Annotated in this window: 18 protein-coding genes; 14 read left to right on the forward strand and 4 right to left on the reverse strand. The window is 70.8% G+C overall.

Translation table 11 applies throughout. The features are described from left to right. Positions 1 to 118: 118 nt before the first annotated feature. The 4 genes from selA (at position 119) to JFC09_RS02160 (ending at position 6,906) form a co-directional block, all read left to right on the forward strand. Positions 119 to 1,579: an L-seryl-tRNA(Sec) selenium transferase gene (selA, locus tag JFC09_RS02145; RefSeq protein WP_332839644.1), complete on the forward strand. Its 1,461-nt coding sequence runs from the start codon at positions 119 to 121 to the stop codon at positions 1,577 to 1,579. Further along, complete coding sequence (gene selB / locus JFC09_RS02150) at positions 1,576 to 3,597, forward strand: selenocysteine-specific translation elongation factor (protein WP_198392317.1); 2,022 nt, start codon at positions 1,576 to 1,578, stop codon at positions 3,595 to 3,597. The genes selA and selB overlap by 4 nt, the downstream gene beginning before the upstream one ends. A gap of 324 nt (positions 3,598 to 3,921) precedes the next feature. Continuing rightward, positions 3,922 to 5,070 (forward strand): hypothetical protein, encoded by a 1,149-nt coding sequence (locus tag JFC09_RS02155; protein ID WP_198392318.1) that lies wholly within the window; start codon positions 3,922 to 3,924, stop codon positions 5,068 to 5,070. A gap of 333 nt (positions 5,071 to 5,403) precedes the next feature. Further along, on the forward strand, positions 5,404 to 6,906 hold the full coding sequence (locus JFC09_RS02160) for an MFS transporter (protein WP_232483018.1): 1,503 nt from the start codon (positions 5,404 to 5,406) through the stop codon (positions 6,904 to 6,906). A gap of 78 nt (positions 6,907 to 6,984) precedes the next feature. Here JFC09_RS02160 and JFC09_RS02165 read toward each other — a convergent pair whose 3' ends face one another. Beyond that, complete coding sequence (locus JFC09_RS02165) at positions 6,985 to 7,827, reverse strand: ABC transporter ATP-binding protein (protein ID WP_198392319.1); 843 nt, start codon at positions 7,825 to 7,827, stop codon at positions 6,985 to 6,987. A gap of 127 nt (positions 7,828 to 7,954) precedes the next feature. Further along, positions 7,955 to 9,268 (reverse strand): MFS transporter, encoded by a 1,314-nt coding sequence (locus JFC09_RS02170; protein WP_198392320.1) that lies wholly within the window; start codon positions 9,266 to 9,268, stop codon positions 7,955 to 7,957. 53 nt (positions 9,269 to 9,321) lie between these two features. On the opposite strand from JFC09_RS02170, the gene JFC09_RS02175 reads away from it, so the two are divergent. After that, complete coding sequence (locus tag JFC09_RS02175) at positions 9,322 to 10,059, forward strand: helix-turn-helix transcriptional regulator (protein ID WP_198392321.1); 738 nt, start codon at positions 9,322 to 9,324, stop codon at positions 10,057 to 10,059. A gap of 185 nt (positions 10,060 to 10,244) precedes the next feature. On the opposite strand, the gene JFC09_RS02180 is transcribed toward JFC09_RS02175, so the two are convergent. After that, entirely contained in the window at positions 10,245 to 11,921 is a 1,677-nt protein-coding gene (locus tag JFC09_RS02180) for a TIGR01777 family oxidoreductase (protein ID WP_198392322.1), read from the reverse strand. A gap of 345 nt (positions 11,922 to 12,266) precedes the next feature. On the opposite strand from JFC09_RS02180, the gene JFC09_RS02185 reads away from it, so the two are divergent. The 3 genes from JFC09_RS02185 to JFC09_RS02195 all read left to right on the forward strand — a co-directional run bounded on the left by JFC09_RS02185 (position 12,267) and on the right by JFC09_RS02195 (position 14,337). Next, entirely contained in the window at positions 12,267 to 12,509 is a 243-nt protein-coding gene (locus JFC09_RS02185; protein WP_198392323.1) for a hypothetical protein, read from the forward strand. A gap of 240 nt (positions 12,510 to 12,749) precedes the next feature. Then, positions 12,750 to 13,502, forward strand: a complete 753-nt coding sequence (locus JFC09_RS02190) for a type 1 glutamine amidotransferase (protein WP_198392324.1) — start codon at positions 12,750 to 12,752, stop codon at positions 13,500 to 13,502. A gap of 94 nt (positions 13,503 to 13,596) precedes the next feature. After that, positions 13,597 to 14,337, forward strand: coding sequence for a siderophore-interacting protein (locus JFC09_RS02195; RefSeq protein ID WP_198392325.1), 741 nt, complete (start codon positions 13,597 to 13,599; stop codon positions 14,335 to 14,337). Between the two features lie 45 nt (positions 14,338 to 14,382). On the opposite strand, the gene JFC09_RS02200 is transcribed toward JFC09_RS02195, so the two are convergent. Continuing rightward, entirely contained in the window at positions 14,383 to 15,018 is a 636-nt protein-coding gene (locus JFC09_RS02200) for a GntR family transcriptional regulator (protein WP_198392326.1), read from the reverse strand. Positions 15,019 to 15,388: 370 nt separating this feature from the next. Here JFC09_RS02200 and JFC09_RS02205 point away from each other — a divergent pair, with 370 nt between their 5' ends. The 6 genes from JFC09_RS02205 (at position 15,389) to JFC09_RS02230 (ending at position 23,209) form a co-directional block, all read left to right on the forward strand. Next, complete coding sequence (locus JFC09_RS02205) at positions 15,389 to 16,420, forward strand: 1-aminocyclopropane-1-carboxylate deaminase (RefSeq protein WP_198392771.1); 1,032 nt, start codon at positions 15,389 to 15,391, stop codon at positions 16,418 to 16,420. A gap of 98 nt (positions 16,421 to 16,518) precedes the next feature. Further along, entirely contained in the window at positions 16,519 to 18,957 is a 2,439-nt protein-coding gene (locus tag JFC09_RS02210; protein ID WP_232483019.1) for a transketolase-like TK C-terminal-containing protein, read from the forward strand. A gap of 66 nt (positions 18,958 to 19,023) precedes the next feature. Continuing rightward, positions 19,024 to 19,797 carry a GntR family transcriptional regulator gene (locus JFC09_RS02215; RefSeq protein ID WP_198392327.1) on the forward strand — a complete coding sequence of 258 codons (774 nt, stop codon included), beginning with the start codon at positions 19,024 to 19,026 and terminating at the stop codon, positions 19,795 to 19,797. Positions 19,798 to 19,959: 162 nt separating this feature from the next. Beyond that, a complete protein-coding gene (locus tag JFC09_RS02220) occupies positions 19,960 to 20,808 on the forward strand; it encodes a fumarylacetoacetate hydrolase family protein (RefSeq protein ID WP_198392328.1) in 849 nt (282 codons plus the stop codon). A 45-nt stretch (positions 20,809 to 20,853) separates the two neighbouring features. Beyond that, on the forward strand, positions 20,854 to 21,603 hold the full coding sequence (locus JFC09_RS02225; protein WP_198392329.1) for an SDR family NAD(P)-dependent oxidoreductase: 750 nt from the start codon (positions 20,854 to 20,856) through the stop codon (positions 21,601 to 21,603). Between the two features lie 301 nt (positions 21,604 to 21,904). Beyond that, positions 21,905 to 23,209: an enolase C-terminal domain-like protein gene (locus JFC09_RS02230; RefSeq protein WP_198392330.1), complete on the forward strand. Its 1,305-nt coding sequence runs from the start codon at positions 21,905 to 21,907 to the stop codon at positions 23,207 to 23,209. Positions 23,210 to 23,212 lie beyond the last annotated feature (3 nt).

The following is a 23,212-nucleotide window of genomic DNA, read 5'->3' on the forward strand; positions in this document are numbered from 1 at the left end:
TCATGCTGCGCCTGAACCGGAGGGTGTGTCGGATCCGCGTGGCTCGTCCGAACCTGCGGGGGAGCCCGGCCCTCCACGTCCACACGAAACGACCGAGGGCTCCGACCCCCGCCGCCGCATCCCGCGCACGGACGCCCTCCTCGCCCTCCCGCAGGTCGCAGACGCCATCGCCTCCCTGGGGGAGGCCGTCGTCAAGGGGCTCATCCGAGCCACCCAGGACCGTGCCCGGACCGGCGCGATCACGCCCGAGGCCGTCGAGGCGGAGCTGCTCACCGCTCTGGGCACCGAGCGGGCCTCGTCCCTCACCCCGGTCCTCAACGCGACCGGCGTCCTCGTCCACACGAACCTGGGACGCGCGCCCCTGTCGGACGCGGCCCGGGACGCCGTCGTCGATGCCGCGGGGTACACGGACCTCGAGTTCGACCTGGTCACCGGAACCCGCGCCCGCCGAGGTGCCGGTGCCCGCGCCGCCCTCCTCACCGCCTGCCCCGCGGCCGAGGACGCCCTGGTCGTCAACAACGGCGCCGCCGCGCTCATGCTCGCGACGACCGCGTTCGCGAAGGACTCCACTGTCCTCATCAGCCGGGGTGAGTTCGTGGAGATCGGCGCGGGCTTCCGCCTGTCCGACCTCATCGAATCCACCGGCGTGAGCCTCACGGAGGTGGGCACGACGAACCGGACCCACCTGGCCGACTACGCCCGCGAGTTCGAGGCGGGCCCCGCTGCTGTCCTCAAGGTCCACCGGTCGAACTTCCGGATCGACGGCTTCACCGCGGAGGCGGACCTCACCGAACTCGCGGATCTCTGCCACTCCCGCGGCGTCCCTCTCATCGTCGACCTGGGCAGCGGGCTCCTCGAACCGGAACCCCTCCTCCCCGAGGAGCCCGACGCGGCGACCGCGCTCGCCGCCGGCGCGGACGTCGTCATCGCGTCCGGCGACAAGCTGCTGGGCGGTCCTCAGGCGGGGATCCTGCTGGGCCGCGGGGACGTCATCGCGATGCTGTCCCGCCACCCGATGGCCCGCGCCGTCCGTGCGGACAAGCTCACCCTCGCCGCACTCGAAGCCACCCTCACCACCGGCAACCCGCCCGTCCACCAGGCACTCCACGCGGATCCCGACGACCTGCGCGTGCGCACGGAGGAACTGGCCTACGCCGTCCGCAAGGGCGCGATGGACCGCCTCGACGTGGTCGCGCCGGTCGCCGCACTCGTCGTCCCGCACGTCGGCAGGGTGGGGGGCGGGGGCGGCACGGGTGTCGACCTCCCCGGCTGGGCGCTTGCCGTCCCCGACGAGGCCGCCCCGCTGCTGCGCGCCCGCACCCCCGCGGTCGTCGGCCGCATCCACGACGGCCGCTGCCTGGTCGACCTCCGTTGCATCCCACCCACCCAGGACGAAGCCGTCGCCACCGCCGTCGTCGACGTCCTCACGGACCTCACCCGCCGCCGAGGCCCCCGCCCCACCGCAGGGCCCCACTCTGCCGCAGGCCCCCGCCCGTCCCCGGAGCCTCCACCTCAGACGTCGGGCGTCGACGAGGAGGGCACCGGGACCTCGACGACGGATCCGTCGGAGGAGCCGTGACCGGAGCGTTCGTCGTCGCGACGGCCGGACATGTCGACCATGGCAAATCGACGCTGGTGAGAGCGCTGACGGGGACGGAACCGGACCGGTGGGACGAGGAGCGGCGGCGCGGCCTCACGATCGATCTGGGTTTCGCGTGGACGACGCTGCCGAGCGGCCGCGAGGTGTCCTTCGTCGACGTGCCGGGGCACGAACGGTTCCTCGGCAACATGCTCGCCGGTGTGGGCCCCGCCCCGATCGTCCTCTTCGTCGTCGCCGCGGACGAAGGGTGGATGCCGCAGTCGGACGACCACCGCGACGCGATCGCGGCACTGGGGATCCGGCGCGGCCTGCTGGTCGTCACGCGCGCGGACCTGGCGCCGGAAGCCGTGCCGCAGGTGATCGCCCGCGCTCGCACGGAACTCGCGGTGACCGGCCTGGCCGACGCACCCGCGGTCGCGGTCTCCGGCGTGACGGGGGAGGGCCTGGATGCGCTGAGGTCCGGTCTCGACGACGTCCTCGCCGCCGCGCCACCCCCGGAGCCCCATGCGCGCATCCGTCTGTGGATCGACCGCGGTTTCACGATCTCCGGGGCCGGTGCGGTGGTGACCGGGACGCTGGGCGCGGGCACGCTGCGGACGGATGACACGCTGGTCGTGGTGGGCGAGCGGGGCGCGCAGGACGTGACGGTGCGTGGTCTGCAGAGCCACGACGCTGCCGCAGACGTCCTCACACCGGTGACGCGGGCCGCGGTGAATCTGCGCGGGATCGCCGCGGATTCCCTGAGCCGCGGCGACGTCCTCCTCACCCCGGGAGCCTGGACGCTCACCGACACCGTCGACGTCCGCGGGCTCACCGGCGAGCCCCTCGATGCGGCGCCGCAGGAGCTCACGGTGCACGTGGGGACCGCGGCGATTCCCGCGCGGGTGCGGCCGCTGGGCGTCCGCCACGCCCGCCTCACGCTGACCCGCGCGCTGCCACTCACGCTGGGCGACCGGATGCTGCTGCGCTCGCCCGGCAGCCGCGCGGTCTTCGCGGGCGTGCAGGTGCTCGACGTGGACCCGCCCGCGCTCACCCGCCGGGGCGACGGCCGACGCCGCGGCGAGGCGCTCGCCCACATGAGTCCGGGCGGCGACGTGCTCACGGAAGTCCGCCGCCGAGGTGCCGTGCCGGTTCCCGTCCTCACCTCCCTGGGCCTGCCGGTGCCGGAGGGAAGCGGGACCCCGAACGGCGGGACGCCTGCAGGTGCGGGCACGGACGGAGTTGCCCGGGCGAGTGCTGGTTCGACTGGGGCAGCGCCGGCTGGTGATAGCGCGGACGCTGCGGCTCCGGACGACGGTCTCCCCGCTGGTGTCGTCCGCGTGCGCGACCTGCTCGTCGACGACGAGCGCCTCACCGCCTGGGCGAAGGCACTCACGGAGATGGTCGCCGCAGAGCTCGCCGCGGACCCGCTCTCGCCCGGACTCACGGGCAAGGCAGCAGTCGACCGCCTGGGCCTGCCGGAGCTGACCGGCCCGGGAGGGGACGGGCAGCAGGCGGCGCGGGCGACCTCGGCGCTCTTGAGCGCGATCGTGCGAGAAGCGGGTCTCGTCGTTGAGGACGGGCGGATCCGGTCGGCGGTCGCGGTGCGGAGTATGGGCGCGGCCGAACCAGCGGTCCGCGCACTGGAGGAGGAGTGGGGCCGGACGCCGTTCCGCGCGCCGGAAGCCCGCGAGCTGGAACGGCTGAAGCTTGGGGCGCGGGAGATCGCAGCGGCGGAGAAGCAGGGAAGGCTCATCCGGTTGGGTGGACTGGACGCCCGCGGCGGGGCAGGTGTGCACGGCGGCACAGCGGGTCAGGGTGGCAGTGTCGTGCTGGGCCCGGGTGCTCCCGCGCAGGCGATGCGTGTGCTGTCCGGGCTGACGCAGCCGTTCACGACGAGCGAGGCGAGGAGGGCGCTCGACACGACACGGCGGACCGTCATCCCGCTGCTCGAGCATCTCGATGCGCGCGGCTGGACCAGGCGACTGGACGCGGGCCACCGTGAGATCGTGCGATAGGCCCGTCGTAGCTGGTGGATCCATGTGAGGGGTGTGTCGCGCCGCTCACACGCCGCGGGACAGTCGCTGGTCAGGAGGCTGCGACCCGCGGCCGCTATCAGTGTGTCGCCAGCTTGGAGCCCGCACCTTCAGTCTCCACCGATCTGGACCCGCGAAGATGTGAGGACCAGGAACACGGGAGGCGCAGTGGCTGAAGACGAGCACGAGTCCCAGGATTCGAGGACACACATCCACCCTCGAGGAGGACAGACGGTTCGACCGCGCACGACGGACGGCTTCTCCGCCAGCGGGTCGAGTGCTCACAGCGACCCCACGCCGTCGACCGTGCAGACGCTTCCACTGATCACGGAGGAGCTTGCGGGTGCCTCCGTCTATGACAGCGGCCCGCAACCGGCCACGACCTCAGGCTCTGGCCGCATCACCTCGACGCCACCGGGTGACGAGTCGCGCTATGTCGCGCAGACCGCGGTACATCACGACGCGGGGGCTCATGCGCGCTATGTCGCGCACACCGCTGTGCGCGACGAGGCGGACAACCAGGCGGGCGCCAGTGGGCGTGGTGAGACGCGCGACGACGCGGATGCGGAGAAGGACAAGAAGTCCGGCGGGATCTCGGCCACCCAACTCATGGCGGGTGCGGGGGCGGCAGCGACGTCCTCCGTCATCGGTGGGCAGCTGGGCGTCGCCGGAACGGTCGTGGGCGCGGGTGTCGCCAGTATCGTCACCGCGCTGGCCGTGACCCTCTACAGCCGGAGCCTCGACAAGGGCAAGGAGAAGATCAAGCAGGTCGGCGCGAAGCTCGCGACCGCGGACGGCGCAAAAGCCGCCGCCGGGAGAGCTGTGCCTCAGAGTGGCGAACGGCAGGACCGGAAGCAGCTGGATCGAAAGCAGCAGGGGAGCCAGCCGCAGGATCGAAAGCAGCAGGACGACGAGGAACCGAAGACGTGGCTGCAGAAGCTGCGTCGCAAGCGTGTCCTCTACCCCGTGGCCATCGGCGGGGCGACGTTCGTGATCGGGATCGGGGCAGTCGTCGTCGCCGAATCGTTCACGGACGTCGACATCTCTCCCGGTACGTCGCAGATCTCCCGGTCGGTCTCCGGGGGCTCTGACGGGAGCGAGGACTCGTCGGGCTCGGGCGACACCGGCAGAGGATCGGGATCACCGGCGGGTGGCACCGGGCAGCAGGGCACAGACGGAGGGCAGGGCACCTCGGGCGACGGCTCATCGGCAGACGACGGCTCCGGTGACGGCACAGACAGCGAGGTCCCCGGGCAGGGTTCCGAGCAGGACGGCTCGTCGGACAGCGGTGGTGCTGACGGATCGGGCAGCGGCTCCGACTCGCAGAGCGGGACAGGCTCCCAGGACGGAACCGGCTCGCAGGGCGGCTCCGGCTCCCAGAGCGGCTCGGGCTCTCAGGGAGGATCAGGCTCCCAGGGTGGCGCAGGCTCGGAGGGTGCCGGCAGCGACGGCTGAATCGGTCGTCGCCGGCACACCCTCGCTTCTTCGCTTGACGGAACACTTCCCAGTGCTACCGTTCATGACATGGTGGCTTGTCGGATCTTGGGGCATCGTCTTCGCTTCCGCTCGCAGGGGCGCACGATGACGTGGGACTGCACGCGGGGCTGCGGGGCGGGTGGCAGCAAGACCTACCCCACGGCCGAGGCCGCAGCTCGGTACGCCCACGCCCTCAGCGACGAGGGTCGGGAGTCCCTGGGTCGTCGAGCCCCTCTCATCGGTCTGCTGCCGTTGCGCCTGTGGCGGATGGCGAAGGACCGTCGGCGCCCTTAGGGCTGTACGGGAGGTCGGATGATGACGAAACGCGAACTCGGCACGATCACGACGCAGGTGCCGGCACGGCTCGACAGACTGCCCTGGTCCCGCTTCCACTGGCGCGTCGTCATCGGCCTGGGGGCGGTGTGGATCCTCGACGGCCTCGAAGTCACGATCGTCGGCAGTGTCGCGGCCCGGCTGACGGAGGACGGCAGCGGCATCGACATCGGTGCGGCTCAGATCGGCATCGCCGCGGCGGTCTACATCCTGGGCGCCTGTCTGGGGGCGCTGGTGTTCGGTCAGCTGACCGACCGCTTCGGCCGCAAGAAGCTCTTCATCCTCACCCTGGGCGTGTACGTGCTCGCGACGGTCGCGACCGCGTTCTCCTTCTCCCCGTGGTACTTCTATCTGGCCCGCTTCGTCACGGGCGCAGGAGTGGGCGGTGAGTACGCGGCGATCAACTCCGCGATCGACGAACTCATCCCCGCTCGTGTGCGCGGCCGCGTCGACCTCATCATCAACGGCTCCTACTGGCTGGGTGCCGCCCTGGGGTCGGCGCTCGCGATCGTCCTGGGGTCGGCGCTCGCGATCGTCCTGCTGAACGAGAACATCTTCGCGAAGGACATCGGCTGGCGGTGGGCGTTCGGGATCGGCGCCGTGCTCGGCCTGCTGATCTTCGTCGTCCGCCGGCATGTGCCGGAGAGCCCGCGGTGGCTGTTCATCCACGGTCGGGAGGACGAGGCGGAATCCATCATCGATTCGATCGAGCGCGAGGTCGAGGAGGCATTCGGGGCGGAAGCGCTCGAGGCGGTCGACGAATCGGACGAGCTGACGATCCACCAGCGGCACACGATCCCCTTCTCGGAGATCGCGAAGGTCGCCTTCACCCAGTATCCGAAGAGGGCTGTCCTGTGCCTGGCGCTGTTCGTGGGTCAGGCCTTCCTCTACAACGGCATCACGTTCAACCTGGGCACGCTCATGAGCACCTACTTCGACGTGGCATCGAACATCGTGCCCGTCTTCCTGGTGTTCTGGGCCATCTCGAACTTCCTGGGGCCGGTGACCCTGGGCCGCCTGTTCGACACGGTCGGACGCAAGCCGATGATCAGCTTGAGCTACATCGGTTCGGCCGCCGTCGCCGTCGCGCTCGCGTTCATCCTGCTGGGCAGCGACAACGAGTGGCTCTTCCTCATCGTGCTCATGGTCTGCTTCTTCCTCGCCTCTTCCGGCGCGAGTGCGGCGTACCTGACCGTGAGCGAGATCTTCCCGATGGAGACCCGCGCGCTCGCGATCGCGTTCTTCTACGCGATCGGCACCGGACTGGGCGGGATCATCGGCCCGCTCATGTTCGGCCGGTTCATCGAGTCCGGCGACACAGGGCTGGTCGCGACCGGCTTCTTCATCAGCGCGGCGGTGATGGCGCTCGCCGGTGTGGCGGAGATCTTCCTGGGGGTGAAGGCCGAGCAGGAGAATCTCGAGGACATCGCCGAACCGCTCACGGCCGGCGACGACGACAGTGACCCGGACGAATCCCGATGAGCAGTCGTCTTCGTGCCCGGTGCCGCAGCTGAGGACCCCCGCCGAGGCGTCGGCGGAGCAGTCCGGCCGCTGTGCCGGTCAGTGCGTGAGGAGGTCACTCCCGACCGCCGTGCGGCGCCGGTCGGTCCGCGCGCTCCAGCGTCCGTCCTCGTGGCGGACCGCGATCGGGTGGTCGAAGACGGCGGTGACGTTCTTCGTTGTCAGCACGTCGTGGGCAGGGCCATGGGCAAGAGGCGCGCCGTCGCGCAGGAGGAGTGCGTGCGTGACGGAGGTGGGGATCTCCTCGAGGTGATGCGTGACGAGCACGGTCGTGAGCTCGGGGTGCTCCGCGGGGAGGATCTCCAGTGTCTCCATGAGCTGCTCGCGCGCGGCGACGTCCAGCCCTGTCGCCGGTTCGTCGAGCAGGAGCAGTTCCGGATCGGCCAGCAGCGCCCGCGCGATGAGGGTGCGGCCGCGCTCGCCCTGCGACAGGGTGGGCCACGGGGCGTCGATCCGGTCGGCCAGGCCGAAGCGTGCGAGGAGGCCCAGCGCCCGGTCCCGCTGTTCTGCGGTGGGCTCCCACCGCAGCATGGTCTCGACGGTGCCGGTGAGACCGGTGAGTGCGACGTGGAGGGCGGTGAGCTTCGATCGCAGGGGGTGGCGCGGGTTCACGTGTCCGATCCGCTCGCGCAGTGCGCGCAGCTCCACGCGGCCCACCCGGTGCCCCAGAACGTCGACGGTCCCGCTCGTGGGGTGCCCCATCCCGCCGGCCAGGCTGAGGATCGTGCTCTTCCCCGCGCCGTTGGGGCCCAGCATGACCCAGTGCTCGCCGCGCCCCACGGTGAAGGACACGTCGGGCAGGATCATGGTGGATCCTCGGCGGAACGTCACCTCGGTGAAGTCCAGGGCGGGTGAGGCGAATGCGGTGCGGGTCGTGGTCATGGGGTCCCTTGGTCGTGGGTCTGCGGAGGTCGTGCGGTTCAGAGCGGTCTGACTCATTCTGTCCGTCCCGCCCCGCTCATGCGGCCCGGTCCGGCTCATGGCGTCCCGCCCCTCCATCCAGTCCGGCTCATGCGGTTGCGGACGGGGGTTCCCGAAGCCCGGCGAGTGCCACCCATGCGATCGCCGGGAGGGCGATGAGGGGCAGGAGTGCGTACTCGAGGCCCACCCGGTCGCCCAGTGCACCGATCACAGGTGCCGCGAGCCCACCGACGGAGACCGCAAGGCCCAGTGTGACACCGCTGGCGGTGCCCATGTGTCTGGGGAGGTAGTCCTGGCCCAGGCTCACGTGTAGCGAGAACGGGACGTAGAGCACGATCGAGGCGAGGGCGACGAAGAGGTAGGCGACGGGCCCGGGGATGAGGAGCATCCCCGCGATGACGGGCACTGCGAGGACATATGCCCAGCGGAGGATGGTGGTGCGCGGCCACCGGCGGGCCAGGTGGCCTCCGATCGCGGTGCCGAACGCCCCGCCGATGTAGAAGACGAACAGGGAGGCGCTGGCAAGCGCGTCGCCCACGCCCCGGTACTGGCTCATGAAGAGCACGATGAACGAGCCGATGCTCACGAACACGATCGACCGGCAGATGATCGCCACGGACATGCGGGAGAAGGCGCCCCAGTCGTCGCGTCCCCGACTGCTTCCGCGTGACGTTCCCGCGGTGAGGGGTGCGGGAGTGTGGACGCGGCGGATGAGAGCGACCGCTGCGAGGCCGGTGACGGCGGGGATCGCCAGGAGCGGAGCGACGCGCAGTCCGAACAGGGCGACCGTCGCGCCGACGACCAGTGGAGCGCACGCGAAGCCGATGTTGCCGCCCAGGGAGAACCACGCCATGAGGACGTGGTCGTCGCGCCCGATCTCGCGGGCGCGGCTGGCGGCCGCCGGGTGGAACGCGGCGACACCGGCCCCGGAGACGGCGGCGACGGCCGCGGTGACCCAGAACGAGGTGACGAGGCCGATCGAGGCGATCCCCGCCCCCGCGATGATGATGCTCACCGGGATGAGCCATCGCATCCGCCACCGGTCTCCGAGCGCACCGAAGAGGGGCTGGATGATCGACGAGGAGAGGGAGAATGCGAGCACGATGCCGGCGGCCGCGGCGTACGTGTACCCGCGCTCGAGGACGAGGAACGGCACGAGTGCGGCGATCGCACCCTGGTAGAAGTCCACCGTCGCGTGGGAGTACGCGAGCAGACGCGCGGCATGGCGGGCACCGCGCGGAGCGACTGACGTGCTTGGCGCCGAAGAGCGAGCGGGCGCCGCCGCAGAAGCCTCAGGCGGCGCGGACTTCCCAGCCTGCGCGGAGGCGCCAGCGTGCACGCGGGCCCCGGACGGATCGGACGGATCGGACGGGTCGGACGGGTCGGACGGGTCGGACGACATGTCTCCAGCCTGTCGGAGTTCTGCGCGGCGGACTCCCACTAGACTGCCACGTGATGTCAGGAATCCGCCATCTTGCCGAGGCCCCCACGGAGACGCGCGCACTGTCACCCGGTGGGGAGGTCGATCTGCACCGGCACGACGACGCGCAGCTCATCTATGCGAGCACGGGGGTCCTGGAGCTCATCGTCGAGGACGGCACGTGGTTCACCCCGCCCACGCGCGCGGTCTGGGTGTCGGCGGGCACCGCGCATCGCTGGCAGGTGCACGGTGCGACGACCGTCCACCTCGTGGGGGTGCCTCGCCGCGGCCGTATGTGGCGGGGCGATCCAACGCTGGTGCTGGTGCCGCCGCTCGTGCGGGAGCTCGTCATCGCGTGTGCACAGCAGGGGCCGGCGCGGTCGCCTGCCGCCCGGCGGATGCTCGAGGTGCTCGTCGACCAGCTGCGGTTGGCGCCGGAACCCGCCACGATGGTCCCGCTCCTGCACGACGGTCGTCTGCGCGACGTGCAGGCCGCCCTGGAAGCGGACATGACGGTGAACCCGACGCTGGCGGAGCTGGGCCGTGCCGTGGGCGCGAGCGAGCGGACCCTGTCGCGTCTCTTCCGGCAGGAGGTGGGGATGGGCTTCACGGTCTGGCGGGCGCAGCTGCGGCTGCACCGGGCGAACCTCATGCTGGCGGAGGGCGAGTCGGTGACGCGGACCGCAGCCGCCTGCGGCTATTCGTCGGCCAGTGCCTTCATCCAGGCATTCCGCACCGTGTTCGGTCGCACCCCGGGCTCCGTCTACCGCTAGGGCCCGTCTTGCCCGTCCTGCCCGTCCTGCCCGTCCTGCCCGTCCTGCACGGACCGCCCCCTCGTCCGTCGTGACCTCCCGTTCCGGAGGGGATCAGCTTCCGGTACGAGGTCCTTCCCGGTTTCGACCAGGGTCGACTTCCGCCACGGTCTCCGGTATCCCCGCGGACCGGCTTCCGTCGCCGGTCAGGGACCCAGCTCCTCCACGAGGCAGTCGCCGAGGCCGGGGTGGGCGAAGTCGAAGCCCGCACTTTCCAGCGCGGACGGCACTGCGTGCTGGCCTGCCAGCGCGAGCTCGTCCGCGCCCTCGCCGCCCAGCAGCAGGGCGGGGCCGATGCGCGGGACCGGGAGGAAGGCGGGCCGGTGCACGTGCTTCCCCACCGTCTTCGCGAACTCCTTCTGCCGGACGATCCCGGGTGCCACGGCGTTGACGGGCCCGGAGATCGACGCGTCGACGATCGCCCGGGCGTAGACGCGCACGAGGTCGTCGTGGCTGATCCACGGGAACCACTGGTCGCCGGAGCCCAGCGGGCCGCCCGCACCGGCGAGGTAGAGCGGGACCTGCAGGGCGAGCAGCCCGCCCAACCCGCTCATGACGAGGCCCGTGCGCACGGACACCCTGCGGACACCGGCGGATTCGACAGCGGCGGCCTCAGCCTCCCAGGCGCGGCACACCTCGGCGAGGAAGCCGTCTCCCGGTGATGCGGATTCGTCCGCGGGGGTGCGGCGGTCCGTGCCGTAGATGCCGACGGCGGAGGCGCAGAGGAAGGCCTCGGGCCGGTCCTCGGGCGGCAGGGCGGCGATCGTCGTCGCGAGCAGCCGGGTCGAATCGATCCGGGAGGAGAGGATCTCCTGCTTCGCGGCGGCGGTGAGGCGACCGCCGATGCTGCGGCCGGACAGGCAGACGACGACGTCCGCCCACACGAGGTCGTCGCGCAGCAGATAACCGGCTTTCGGATCCCAGCGGGACTCCTGGTCGGGGTCCTCGCCGGTGCCGGAGAGTGGGCGGGCGGGTGCGGCCTCGGCGTCCGTGGGGGACTCGCCCCCGTCCGCGGCCCGGGCGTCGGGTTCGTGGCGGACGAGGCGGCGCACGGTGTGGCCCGCCGTCGTGAGCAGCGCGCACAGCTGGGTGCCCACGAGCCCTGACGCCCCGGAGATGAGGACGCGCAGCGGCCGGTCGCCGCCCGTTGTCGGCGCGTCGATGCTGCGGAGGAACGCGAGGTCGCGGGTGAGGCGGGTGGTGCGCGCGGCGAAGGTGGTGCGCAGCGTGCTGAGGAGGGCGGACTCCGGCAGCCGCGCGCCGGGCAGCCGGGAGAGCCGCGAGGTGACGCGGGATCCCAGGTCGGAGTCCGTGAGAAACGCAGCGCGGGGAAGTTCGACGGACACTGCGTCCTCGACCGAGGTCGCGCTCGCCTCCGCGAGGGTCTCCCCGGAGAGGGGGCGGGGCCGGAAGACGTGCCGGTGCTCCCACGACCGCAGAGGTGCCAGCGGTGAGTCGACCATGCGGTCGCCGAACCCGAACGCCTGGCCGGGTGCGGTGAGCGGGGCGGGGTGCTGGTCGGAGGGGTCTCCTGACGGGCCGCTGGACCGGTGGTTGGACTGCGGAGCGTCGGAGAGTGGGGCGATGCCCGGATCCTCGAGCGCGAAGTGCTCCGACTGCCAGGGCACGCGCACCGACCCGCGCGTGCCGGGAGCCGCGACCTTCATCCGCGTGCGCGTGCCGGGAACGTTCGGGTCGCCCTCCTCCACGACGGTCTGCGCCCAGTGCGGGGACAGGCGGGTGACCGCGCCGGGCAGCGCGTGCCAGCGGACCACCTGGTCGACGGGTGCGGGGATCGTCTCCTGCGTGTGGAACCGTGTCATGGTGCGTCCCTTCCGAGTGGGGTGGACGGTCTGGTGGTTCTCTGGTCGTGGCGGCGCGGTTCGTATCGGTGGCTCGGTTCGGGTTGGTGTGTGGCCGGGGCCGTGGTTCGAGACTACGGGCGGGTGGGCGCGGCGGCCAGGGACACGGACGTATCGGCTGGGAATACAGGGTCACCTGTCAGCGTCCCGGTCGCTTCAGGCGGGTCGCAGACTCTGACAACCCACAGTGGAACGATGCTCTCACTTCTAAAGTCTGCAAGTGTGGATCAGAGTTTCAGAGTGTGACTCCGACATCAGCCGCTTCGGGTTCCGGCCCCACGAAGTGGACGAAGTGGATGCCCTGCCGTGTCCTCAGCGGATGCGGAGACGCGGGGCGTATCCGTCGAGGTGCTGTCCGACGCGACCGGCGCCATCAATTTCACGAACGCACAGGGGGATGTTCCGGCCCAGCAGGTGCACGAGACGATCATGACCCTGCTGAACTCCAACTTCGCGTCAGTCGCCGACACCGCCACCTGGCTGGCGGCCGTGACGGCCGGCGAAGCACTGGAGGGCAGCAACCTCGTCGCTTCCGCGTTGGGCGCCTGAGCACCTCCGGCAGTCGATCGTTCCGCCCGCCGAGGGGCGATCACGAGACACCGCGCTCCGGTTCGAGACCACCCCGCAGGCAGCGTGGTGTCGAACCTGAGAGCGGTGTCTCGTGGCGGTGGGGCGTGACAGGATCGGGGAGGTCGGTCGGGCGCCACCCGGGCGACGTGGGGGTCGGCACTGGATGTAGGTGCTGGCCCTGAAATGTGAGGAATCGGCCTCCGGGGTGAGGGAGGAACCATGAGCACACGCATCATCGTCATCGAGCACGAGGACGGGACGGACGTCCGCCGGCTGGGGCGCTGGCTGGAGGCCGCCGGGGCGCAGCTCGACGTCCGTCGTCCCTACCGCGAGGCGAAAGCCTGTGGCGCTGTCGATGCAGACGCGGCGCTCGCCCACATCCCCACACTGGACGAGCTGCGCGAGCCGGGTGTGGGGCTCATCGTGCTGGGTGGTCAGGACGGGCCCGTCGACGATGAGCGGAACCCCTGGTTCCCGGCAGTGCGCGAACTGCTGGCCGCATCCGCCGCCGGTGAGTTCACGAGCCTCAACGTGTGCCTGGGTGGCGAGATGCTCGCCGAGGCCCTGGGGCGCCCCGTCGTCCACCGCGACGTCCCGCAGGTGGGCCTCATGACCGGGCATCGGCGAGCCGAGGCGGCGGACGACCCGCTCTTCTCGCGTGCCCCCGCGGAGTTCCCCGTGGTCCTGTGGCACGGCCTGCAGATGGAGCTGCCGGAGGGCGCGGTGCACCTGGTCGACGGGACGGATGCCCCTGTGCAGGCGTTCCGGGTGGGCCGTGCGTGGGGCACGCAGTTCCACCTCGAGGCCGACGGAGCGCTGGTGCGCGGGTGGGCGAAGAAGGGCGAATCGCTGCCGGACGGCCTCACCGTGGACGAGGTCGTGGCCCCGGTCGTGGAGGCGGAGCCGGAACTCGAGACCGCGATGACACCCGTCGCCCACGCGTTCGCGGAACTGCTGGCCGCGGAGCACTGACGGACGCGCTGGCGGATCGCGCTCCGCCATGAAGTAAGGTTCCCCTTGGTATGGCAAACCTGACTGCAGTCGGGTGCGAGTCTCAAGGAGAGCAATGGCGAACATCGAACGCGGTCTCATGCGCCTCATGCGCATCACCAATCACCCCCTCGAGGTGGTGTCGGTGCGCGACTTCACTCCGCTCTACAGGCGGATCCGCTTCCACAGCCCGGAGCTCGTGGACGCCCTTGAAGTGTCGCCCACCCTGTGGATGCGCCTCTGGGTGCCGAACGAGCGCACGGGTGACGTGAGCCAGCGCGGCTACACGTTCGTCGAGGCCGACGCGAACGCGGGCACGTTCGACGTCGACTTCGTCCTCCACGACGAGCCGGGGCCCGCGGGCGACTGGGCGAAGCAGGCCGAGCCCGGGCAGCAGCTCGAACTCGCGCTCACCCCGGCGAACCTGTCCATCCCTGAAGATGCCACTCACTGGGTGGTCGTCGGAGACCTCACGGCGCTCCCGGCGATCAACTCGCTCATCGAGGTCGCCCCCGCCCACGTGCGTGTGAGTGCCGCCATCGAGGATGCGCACGTCGACCACCATGCGCGGCTGCCGGTGTCGTCGCACCCGCAGCTCGAAGCCGCGTGGGTCGTTCCGGCAGTACGCGATCACGGGGGTGAGCTCGCGGCGTGGATGCGGCGCCTGGATGTCGACCCTGCGGACCTGTGGGTGTGGGGTGCTGGGGAGCGCGGCCTCGTCAAAGCTGTCCGCAGCGTCTGCAAGGACGTCTGGCGTCTGGACCGCACTCGCCACTTCACGCAGGCTTACTGGATCAAGGGGAAGGCCGGCAGGTGACACTCGCCGATGTGGGCGTCATCCCGCCGACACTCCACGGAGACGTCAGCCCAGAGAGAGCCAGTTCTCCCGGGTGAGCGCGGCCGCGCGGTCCGCGTCGCCCGCGAGGAGTGCGTCGATGATCGCATCGTGCTGGCGGGCAGAGGATGCGACCGTCTCCGCGTCGAAGTGGAGGTATTCGGCGCGCAGCAGCACGGGGACCAGCGTGTCGAGCTGGCCGGGCAGCAGCGGGTTGCCCGACAGGCGGACCACCACGTCGTGGACGTCCGTGTCAGCGGTGATCGCGGCCTCGGGGTCGGTCGCTCCGCGGAGCCGTTTGTTCGCGGATCTGAGACGCGCGATCGCGGCCTCATCCGCTGACGCGTGCGGTGCCGCCAGGCGTGCCGCCAGCGCGTGCAGCTCTGCAGCGATGGTGCGGGCGTGGTCGAGGACGACAGGGTCCTCCGGCGCGACGATCGTCTCCCTGCCCGGCTTCGCCGTCACGAGCCCCGCCTCCGAGAGCTTCAGGAGGGCCTCCCGCACAGGGGTGCGGGACACTCCCAGCCACTCGCCCAGCTCCCCGTCGCGCAGCTTCTCACCCGGCTGCAGCTCCCCGCGGACGATCGCATCGCGGATCCTGCGATGCACGTCGTCGCGCAGCAGGGTGCGCGGGGTGAGGCCCGGGGTGGCGGGGATGGGCACGGCAGCTCCTTCGTAGTGGGCGAGGCGGTGAAGTCCTCGGGGCAGCTGGCGTTCGGGCAGAAGGCCGGAAATCCAGATCCCGGCCTGTCGGGATCTCTCTGGCCTGCCGAACTCTGGACCGCTGAGGCCGAGGCCGCTGAACTCCCGAGGCCGCCGCACTCTGGGGCCGCCGGCCTCTGGACACCACCCTGAACGTGTGCCAGTGTATGACATGCAGGATGCAATATATCGCATATCGCGACTATCGAATGGATAGCCGGGCAATTCCCGGCCGCCGATTCCGTGCACACGCTGCACCTTCCCGGCGCAGCACTTCCCCGACACCGCACTTGACCGACGATGTACTCCCCCGATGACGAGAGAGGCACTCATGGCCACCGCAGACCTGCCCCGCTACCCGCTCACCTTCGGCCCCAGCCCCGTGCACGAACTGCCACGGCTCGCACGCCATCTGGGCGGCGAGAACGCCCCGCGGATCTTCGCGAAGCGCGAGGATGTGAACTCCGGCCTGGCCTTCGGCGGCAACAAGACCCGCAAGATGGAGTACATCGTCCCGGACATCCTGGAGTCCGGTGCGGACACGCTCGTGTCGATCGGCGGCTACCAGTCGAACCACACCCGTCAGGTCGCGGCCGTCGCCTCCCACCTGGGGCTCAAGGCGCGCCTGGTGCAGGAGCGCTGGGTCGACTGGGACGACCCGGTCAACGACAAGGTCGGCAACATCGAGCTGTCCCGCATCATGGGCGCGGACGTCCAGCTGGACGACGCCGGGTTCGACATCGGCATCCGCGACTCCTGGAAGCAGGCGCTCGCAGAGATCGAGGAATCCGGCGGCAAGCCCTACCCCATCCCCGCCGGCGCGTCCGAGCATCCGCTGGGCGGTGTGGGCTTCGCGAACTGGGCGCACGAGGTCGTCACCCAGGAGCAGGAGCTGGGCGTCTTCTTCGACACGATCATCGTCTGCGTCGTCACCGGCTCCACGCACGCCGGCATGATCGCGGGCTTCGCGGAGATCGAGGATGCGGGAGGCCGGCCGCGCCGCGTCATCGGCATCGACGCCTCGGCGACACTCGACAAGACGATCGACCAGGTCACCCGCATCGCGAACACGACAGCGGAGAAGATCGGCCTGGGCCGCGCGATCCGCGACGACGAGGTCGTCATCCGGTCGGGTTGGGAGGGCCCCGCCTACGGCATCCCCGACGACTCCACGGTCGAAGCGATCCGCACGACCGGTGAGCAGGAGGGCGTCATCCTCGACCCCGTGTACGAGGGGAAGTCGATGGCGGGTCTCTTCGGCCTCATCCGGGCGGGCGAGCTCACGGCGGACAACACCGTCCTCTACGCTCACCTGGGAGGGCAGCTGGCGCTCAACGCGTACAGCAGCATCTTCGAGGACTGAGCACCGACACGGGCGGTGGCCGCTCCCCTCGTGCGGCCGCCGCCCAGGTTCACCACCCAGCTCCGCACCGCCCACCACCTGACCTCCCGGAGGGGACGATGACCGACCACCCCGCGCACGATGCCCACCCCGTCCACGACGACGAGCGCGTCCAGTTCGAGACGTCCATGCAGGTCGACCCGCCCACGGCGAACGATCGGCCGCTGCGGGCCTCGGCCAGCACTGAGGTGCTCGACGAGATCGCGCAGCGGGTGCTGTGGCTCGCGACGTCGATCATCGACGCTGCGAACCGGGGCCGGGAGAACACGGACGGGGTGAAGGTGGGCGGCCATCAGTCGTCGTCCGCGTCGATGGTGGGCATCATGACGGCGCTCTACCTCACGCAGCTGACCGCCCACGACCGCGTGTCGGTGAAGCCCCACGCCTCTCCGGTCCTCCACGCGCTCAACTACCTCCTGGGCGACCTCGACGAGACATGGCTCACGACCCTGCGCGCGAAGGGCGGGCTGCAGCCCTACCCGTCGCGCACGAAGGACCCGGACACCGTCGACTTCTCGACCGGGTCCGTGGGCATCGGGGCGACCGCACCGCTGTGGGCGGCGCTGTCCCACCGCTACCTCCAGGACCGCTTCCCCGATTCCACGCCTCCTGCCGGCCGCTTCTATTCGCTGCTGGGAGACGCGGAGCTGGACGAGGGCGCCGTCTGGGAGGCGATCATCGACCCGGAGGTCCGCAGTCTGGGCGAGGCCGTCTGGGTCGTCGACCTCAACCGGCAGTCGTTGGACCGCGTCATCCCCGACGTGCAGATCCAGCGCCTGCAGGGCATGTTCGCCGCCGCGGACTGGCAGGTCATCACTCTCACGTGGGGCCAGCGCATCAGCGCCCTCTTCGCCCAGACCGGCGGCGACGTCTTCGAGCAGCGCATGCGCGACATGCCGAACGAGGAGTACCAGCGGCTGCTGCGCTCCCACCCGGACGAGGTGCGCGACCGCCTGCTCGCCGGCCTCGACGGCAAGGATCGCGACACCCTCGCGGAGCTGCTGCGGCCCCACACCGGCGCGGACCTCGCGGAGATCGTCCGCGACCTCGCCGGCCACGACCTCGCGCAACTGGTCGACGCGTTCGGCCGCATCGACGACACCCGGCCCACCGTGATCTTCGCGTACACGATCAAGGGCCGCGGCCTCGCGACGGAGGGGCACCCCGGCAACCACGCAGCCCAGCTGACAGGTGAGCAGATGGCGGAACTGGCGGAGGCCTCGGGCGCGGATCCTTCCGACCCCTGGCGCCGGTTCGAGGACGGGACCCCCGCCGCCGAGGCCCTGGCCACCGCTGCGGCCCGCCTCCGCCGCGATGCTGTGGAGACGCAGGCGGCTCCCGCGTTCCCGGTGGAGCTGGGCTACTCGCCGAAGGCGACGACCTCGACCCAGGCGGCGCTGGGCCGGTTCCTGTCCGACCTGCACCGCGCACAGCCGGAGGTCGCGGACCACGTGGTGACGCTCAGCCCGGACGTCGCGACCTCGACGAACCTGGGCGGATGGATCAACAAGACCGGCGTCTGGTCGATCGCGGGGCGGGCGGACTGGTTCGCCGACGACCGCGAGCGCGTCATGCGGTGGCGGGAGACCGCGGCCGGCCAGCACATCGAGCTGGGCATCGCGGAGGTCAACCTCGTCTCACTCGCGGGTGAGCTCGGGTCGACCGGCCAGCGGTGGGGGAGGAACCTGCTGCCGATCGCGACGATCTACGACCCCTTCATCAACCGGGCGCTGGAGCCGTGGACGTTCAGCCTGTACGCGGGTGGCCGGTCGATCGTCGTCGGAACGCCGTCGGGCGTGACGCTCGCACCGGAGGGCGGTGCACACCAGTCGTTCAACACCCCGTCGGTCACCCTCGAGGTGCCGGGGCTCACCAGCTGGGAGCCCGCGTTCGCGCAGGACCTCGAGTGGACGCTGCTCGAGGCGATGCGCCGGCTGGGTCTGCCGGAGTCCGACGGGGGCGAGGCCGCGTACTTCCGGCTGAGCACGCGACCCGTCGACCAGTCGCTCGCCCGAGTGCCCGACGACCCGGTCCTGCGGGAGCGCCGCCGCCGCGGCGTCCTGGCGGGCGGCTACCGGCTGAGCGAGCATCCGGCGTCGGAGGACGCGGTGACGCTCGTGGGTGCGGGCGCGATCATGACCGAGGTGCTCGCAGCGGCCGCACGGCTGGAAGGGCTGGGCGTGCGCGCGGGGGTCGTCTGCGTGACGAGCCCGTCCCTCCTGTTCCGCTCGATGCAGGACCGCACCGACGTGGCGGTGTCCCGCCGGAGCGCGATCGTCGACGAACTGTTCCCCTCCGACGCGCCGGCACCGCTGGTGACGGTCATGGACGGACACCCGCACACACTCGCCTTCCTCGCGGGGGTCCGCGGCGACCGCACGCGTAACCTGGGGGTGACCCGGTTCGGCGAGGCCTCGTCCGTGGCGGAGGCTCATCGGCTGCACGGCATCGATGCGGACTCCGTCACAGGGGCGGCGCTGGACCTCACCGGGCGGTGACGTGCGGCGCACCGAGGGGTGCGCCGGGCGACCGCTGACTGTGGACGGAAGAGTGACGGCAGAAGAATGACGACGGAGGACGCGAGCGTCTACGACCTCATCCGCGCGAAGATCGTGCGGAACGAGATTCCACCGGGCGAGAAGATCACGATCGACTCGCTCGTGCAGGAACTGGGGGTCTCGCAGACCCCCGTGCGGGAGGCGCTCCACCATCTCGAGGGGGACGGGCTCGTCGAACGCGCGAAAGGGCGCGGGTACTCGACGACCGCGCTGCTGGACGAGACGGAGTTCCGGCACATGTTCGAAGTGCGGATGCTCCTGGAGCCGTGGTCCGCACGCGTCCTGTCCGTCGACCGGATGACGAACCCGGGGGACCGGCTGGGTCGCCTGGTCGGCGACTTCCGCGGCGCGGGCGCGACCACCCGCACGGACCTCGCCGCCCACGACGAGGAGTTCCACGCGCTCGTCCAGCGGTCCACGGGCAACGCGTTCCTCGCCTCCGCATTCGGGAGCCTCCACGCGCAGCTGCACCTGTTCCGCCTCTACGGGGACGACATCGAGGGCACGCAGATGCTCACGGACCACGCGGACGCGACACTCGAGGAGCACGCTGCGATCGCCGCGGCGATCGCAGCGTGCCGCCCGGAGGAGGCGGAGCAGGCGATGCGCCTGCACCTGGCGAACTCGCTGGAGCGGTTCGTCCCCCAGATCGAAGGGCGCACATCCGGCCGCCCGGGCCTGGACCGTGTGCCCACGGGCCGGATCCTGCCGGCAGATCGCACGGGGGCGGCAGATCGCACGGGGGCGGCACGACGGACCCTCCCGCTAGCGGAGAGATGAGCGCCCGCGCCACCAGGCGATCTATACAAAATCTCGCTTTCCTATACAGTTGTGGGGAAGGCTCGCGTGCCGTGGCGTGGTCGCGGATCCTCCTGGGCCTGCACCTCATCAGCCTGCATCCCATCCGGCCTGCATCTCGTACCCGGTGAAAGGAAACATCTCATGAAGCTGTGGACATCAGGACCCAAGGGCGCGGAGACGCCCGTCGTCACGATCGACGGCAAGGACTTCGACGCCTCGCCTGTCACCGGTGCGTTCGATCCGGCGTTCTTCGCCGGCGGCGGGCCGGACAAGCTCCGCGCAGCGGTGGAAGCGGGCGACCTCACGGCATTCTCGGCGGAGGACGGCGCGCGGATCGGATCCCCGCTGGCGCGGCCACAGGCGGTCATCTGCATCGGTCAGAACTACGCGGCCCACGCTGCGGAGTCCGGCTCGGAGCCGCCGGAGAACCCCATCGTCTTCTTCAAGCACCCCAACACCCTCGCGGGCCCCTACGACGAGGCGTTCATCCCGAAGAACGCGCAGAAGACCGACTGGGAGGTGGAGCTGGGCGTCGTCATCGGCAAGCAGGTCTCCTACCTCGAGTCGAAGGACCAGGCGGCAGAGGCGATCGCCGGCTACGTCGTGGCGAACGACCTGTCGGAGCGCGCCTTCCAGGCCGAGGTGTCAGGCGGCCAGTGGTCCAAGGGCAAGAGTGCTCCGGGCTTCTCCCCGCTGGGACCCTGGATCGTCACGGCGGACGACATCGATCCGCACGCGCTGGGGATCCGCAGCTGGGTCAACGGCGAGGTCCGCCAGGACTCCAACACGCGCGACATGATCTTCGACGTCGAGGCGATCGTCCTCGACCTCAGCCAGTACATGCAGCTGGAGCCCGGAGACGTCATCCTCACCGGCACCCCGGAGGGCGTCGCGCTCTCCGGTCGCTTCCCGTACCTGAAGGCGGGCGACGTCGTCGAGGTCGAGATCGAGGGGCTGGGCCGCCAGCGCCAGGTCTTCTCCCAGGCCTGAGCCGTCTCCGACACCCCACCACTCCACACTCCCGAGGAGAACTCCATGGCATTCGACATGACCGGCCTGACCGCCGTCGTCACCGGCGGCGCGTCCGGGATCGGCGCGGCCACTGCGGCGGAACTCGCGCAGCTGGGCGCGAACGTCGCCGTCTTCGACCTCAACACGGCGGGCGTGACCGAACACTTCGCGCAGACGGTCGACATCACCGACGACGCGTCCGTGCGGGCGGGCGTCGACGCGGTCGTCGCCCAGTTCGGCGGCATCGACGTGGTCGTCAACAACGCCGGGATCGGCGCGCAGGGATCCGTCGAGGACAACGCCGACGAGGAGTGGCACCGCGTCCTCGACGTGAACGTGCTGGGCATCGTCCGCGTCACACGCGCCGCGCTGCCGCACCTGCGGAAGTCCGCGCACGCCGCGGTCGTCAACACCTGCTCGGTCGCCGCCACCGCAGGGCTCCCGCAGCGCGCGCTGTACTCGGCGTCGAAGGGCGCCGTCTACTCGCTCACGCTCGCGATGGCGGCGGACCACCTGCGTGAGGGCATCCGCGTCAACTGCGTGAACCCCGGCACCGCGGACACCCCGTGGGTGGGGCGCCTGCTCGATTCCGCGCCGGATCCCGCCGCGGAGCGGGCTGCGCTGAGCGCACGCCAGCCCAGCGGTCGCCTGGTGACCGCGGACGAGGTCGCGGCGGCCATCGCGTACCTGGCGTCGCCTGCCGCTTCTGCCGTGTCCGGCACGTCGATCGCGGTCGACGGCGGGATGCAGGGGCTGCGCCTCCGGGCCGAATGAGGCACCACCGCCCCGTGCGGTGAGCTTGCGGCCCGATGGGGCCGTGCAGCGGCGGCGATCTGGCCGTCCGGTGAGCTGTGCAACGGCGGTGATCTGACGGTCCGCTGGGCCGTGCGACGGGCGGCTCCCGACATCGGGAGGCGCCCGTCGTCGTTCTCTGACAGGTGAAGCGGGTCACTTTGACGGCGTAGACATCCTATGTTTAACTGCGAACTGAGTCACTCCGGTGCGTTTCGACACTGAAAGCGCCGTAGACATGGGATGTGTGCGGAAATCGCACGAACGCTGAAAGCAGAGGCGCATGAGCTACATCGTCGACATCGACGTCCACGACGTCCGATTCCCCACTTCGCGCGAACTCGACGGTTCCGACGCGATGAACCCGGACCCGGACTACTCCGCCGCGTACCTGGTCGTCCGCACGGACGCGGGTGACGGCCATGACGGCCACGGGTTCGTCTTCACGATCGGCCGCGGCAACGACGTGGAGTGCGCGGCGATCTCCGCGCTCGCGACCACGCTCGTGGGGCGTGAGGTCGAACCGATCCTCGACGACATGGGCGCCTTCTGGCGCGAACTCGTCCACGACTCGCAGCTGCGCTGGCTGGGCCCGGAGAAGGGCGTCATGCACATGGCGATCGGGGCCGTCGTCAACGCGTTCTGGGACATCAAGGCCAAGCGCGCGGGTCTGCCCCTGTGGGAGCTGCTCGCCCGCATGTCTCCCGAGGAGCTGCTGGGTCTCACGGACCTGCGCTACCTGTCCGATGTCATGACGGAGGAGGACGCGCTCGCCATCCTGCGGCGCGGCGCGGAGGGGCGCGAGGAGCGCATCGCCCGCCTGCGCGCGGAGGGCTACGCCGCCTACACGACCACCCCCGGGTGGCTGGGCTACAGCGACGAGAAGCTCGCGCGCCTGTGCCGTGAGGCGATCGACGCGGGCTTCCCCCAGATCAAGCTCAAGGTGGGTGCGGACCGCGACGACGACATCCGACGTCTGCGCATCGCCCGCGAGGTGTGTGGCGACGGCTTCCCCATCGCCGTCGACGCGAACCAGCGGTGGGACGTGGCGGAGGCGATCGACTGGATCAACGACCTCGCGGAGTTCGACATCCACTGGGTGGAGGAGCCGACCAGCCCGGACGACGTGCTCGCGCACGCGAAGATCCAGCGTGGCATCGACCCCATTCCCGTCGCGACCGGCGAGCACTGCCAGAGCCGGATCATGTTCAAGCAGTTCCTCGACGCGGAGGCGCTGCGTGTCCTCCAGATCGACGCGTGCCGTGTCGCAGGCGTGAATGAGAACATCGCCATCCTGCTGCTCGCCGCGCACAAGGGCGTCCCGGTCTGCCCCCACGCCGGCGGTGTGGGACTGTGCGAGATCGTGCAGCACCTGTCGATGTTCGACTTCATCGCGGTCTCCGGGGAGTCCGACGGCCGGGTCATCGAATTCGTCGACCACCTCCACGAGCACTTCGTCGAACCCGTCGACGTGCGCGACGGCCGCTACTGGCCGCCCGCGCTGCCCGGCAGCGGCGCCCAGATGCACGAGGAGAGCATCACGACCCACCTCTACCCCACGGGCGAGGTCTGGGCCGAAGCCCACTGACCC

The sequence above is a fragment of the Brevibacterium yomogidense genome (assembly GCF_016107685.1).
Taxonomy (GTDB): Bacteria; Actinomycetota; Actinomycetes; order Actinomycetales; family Brevibacteriaceae; genus Brevibacterium; species Brevibacterium yomogidense.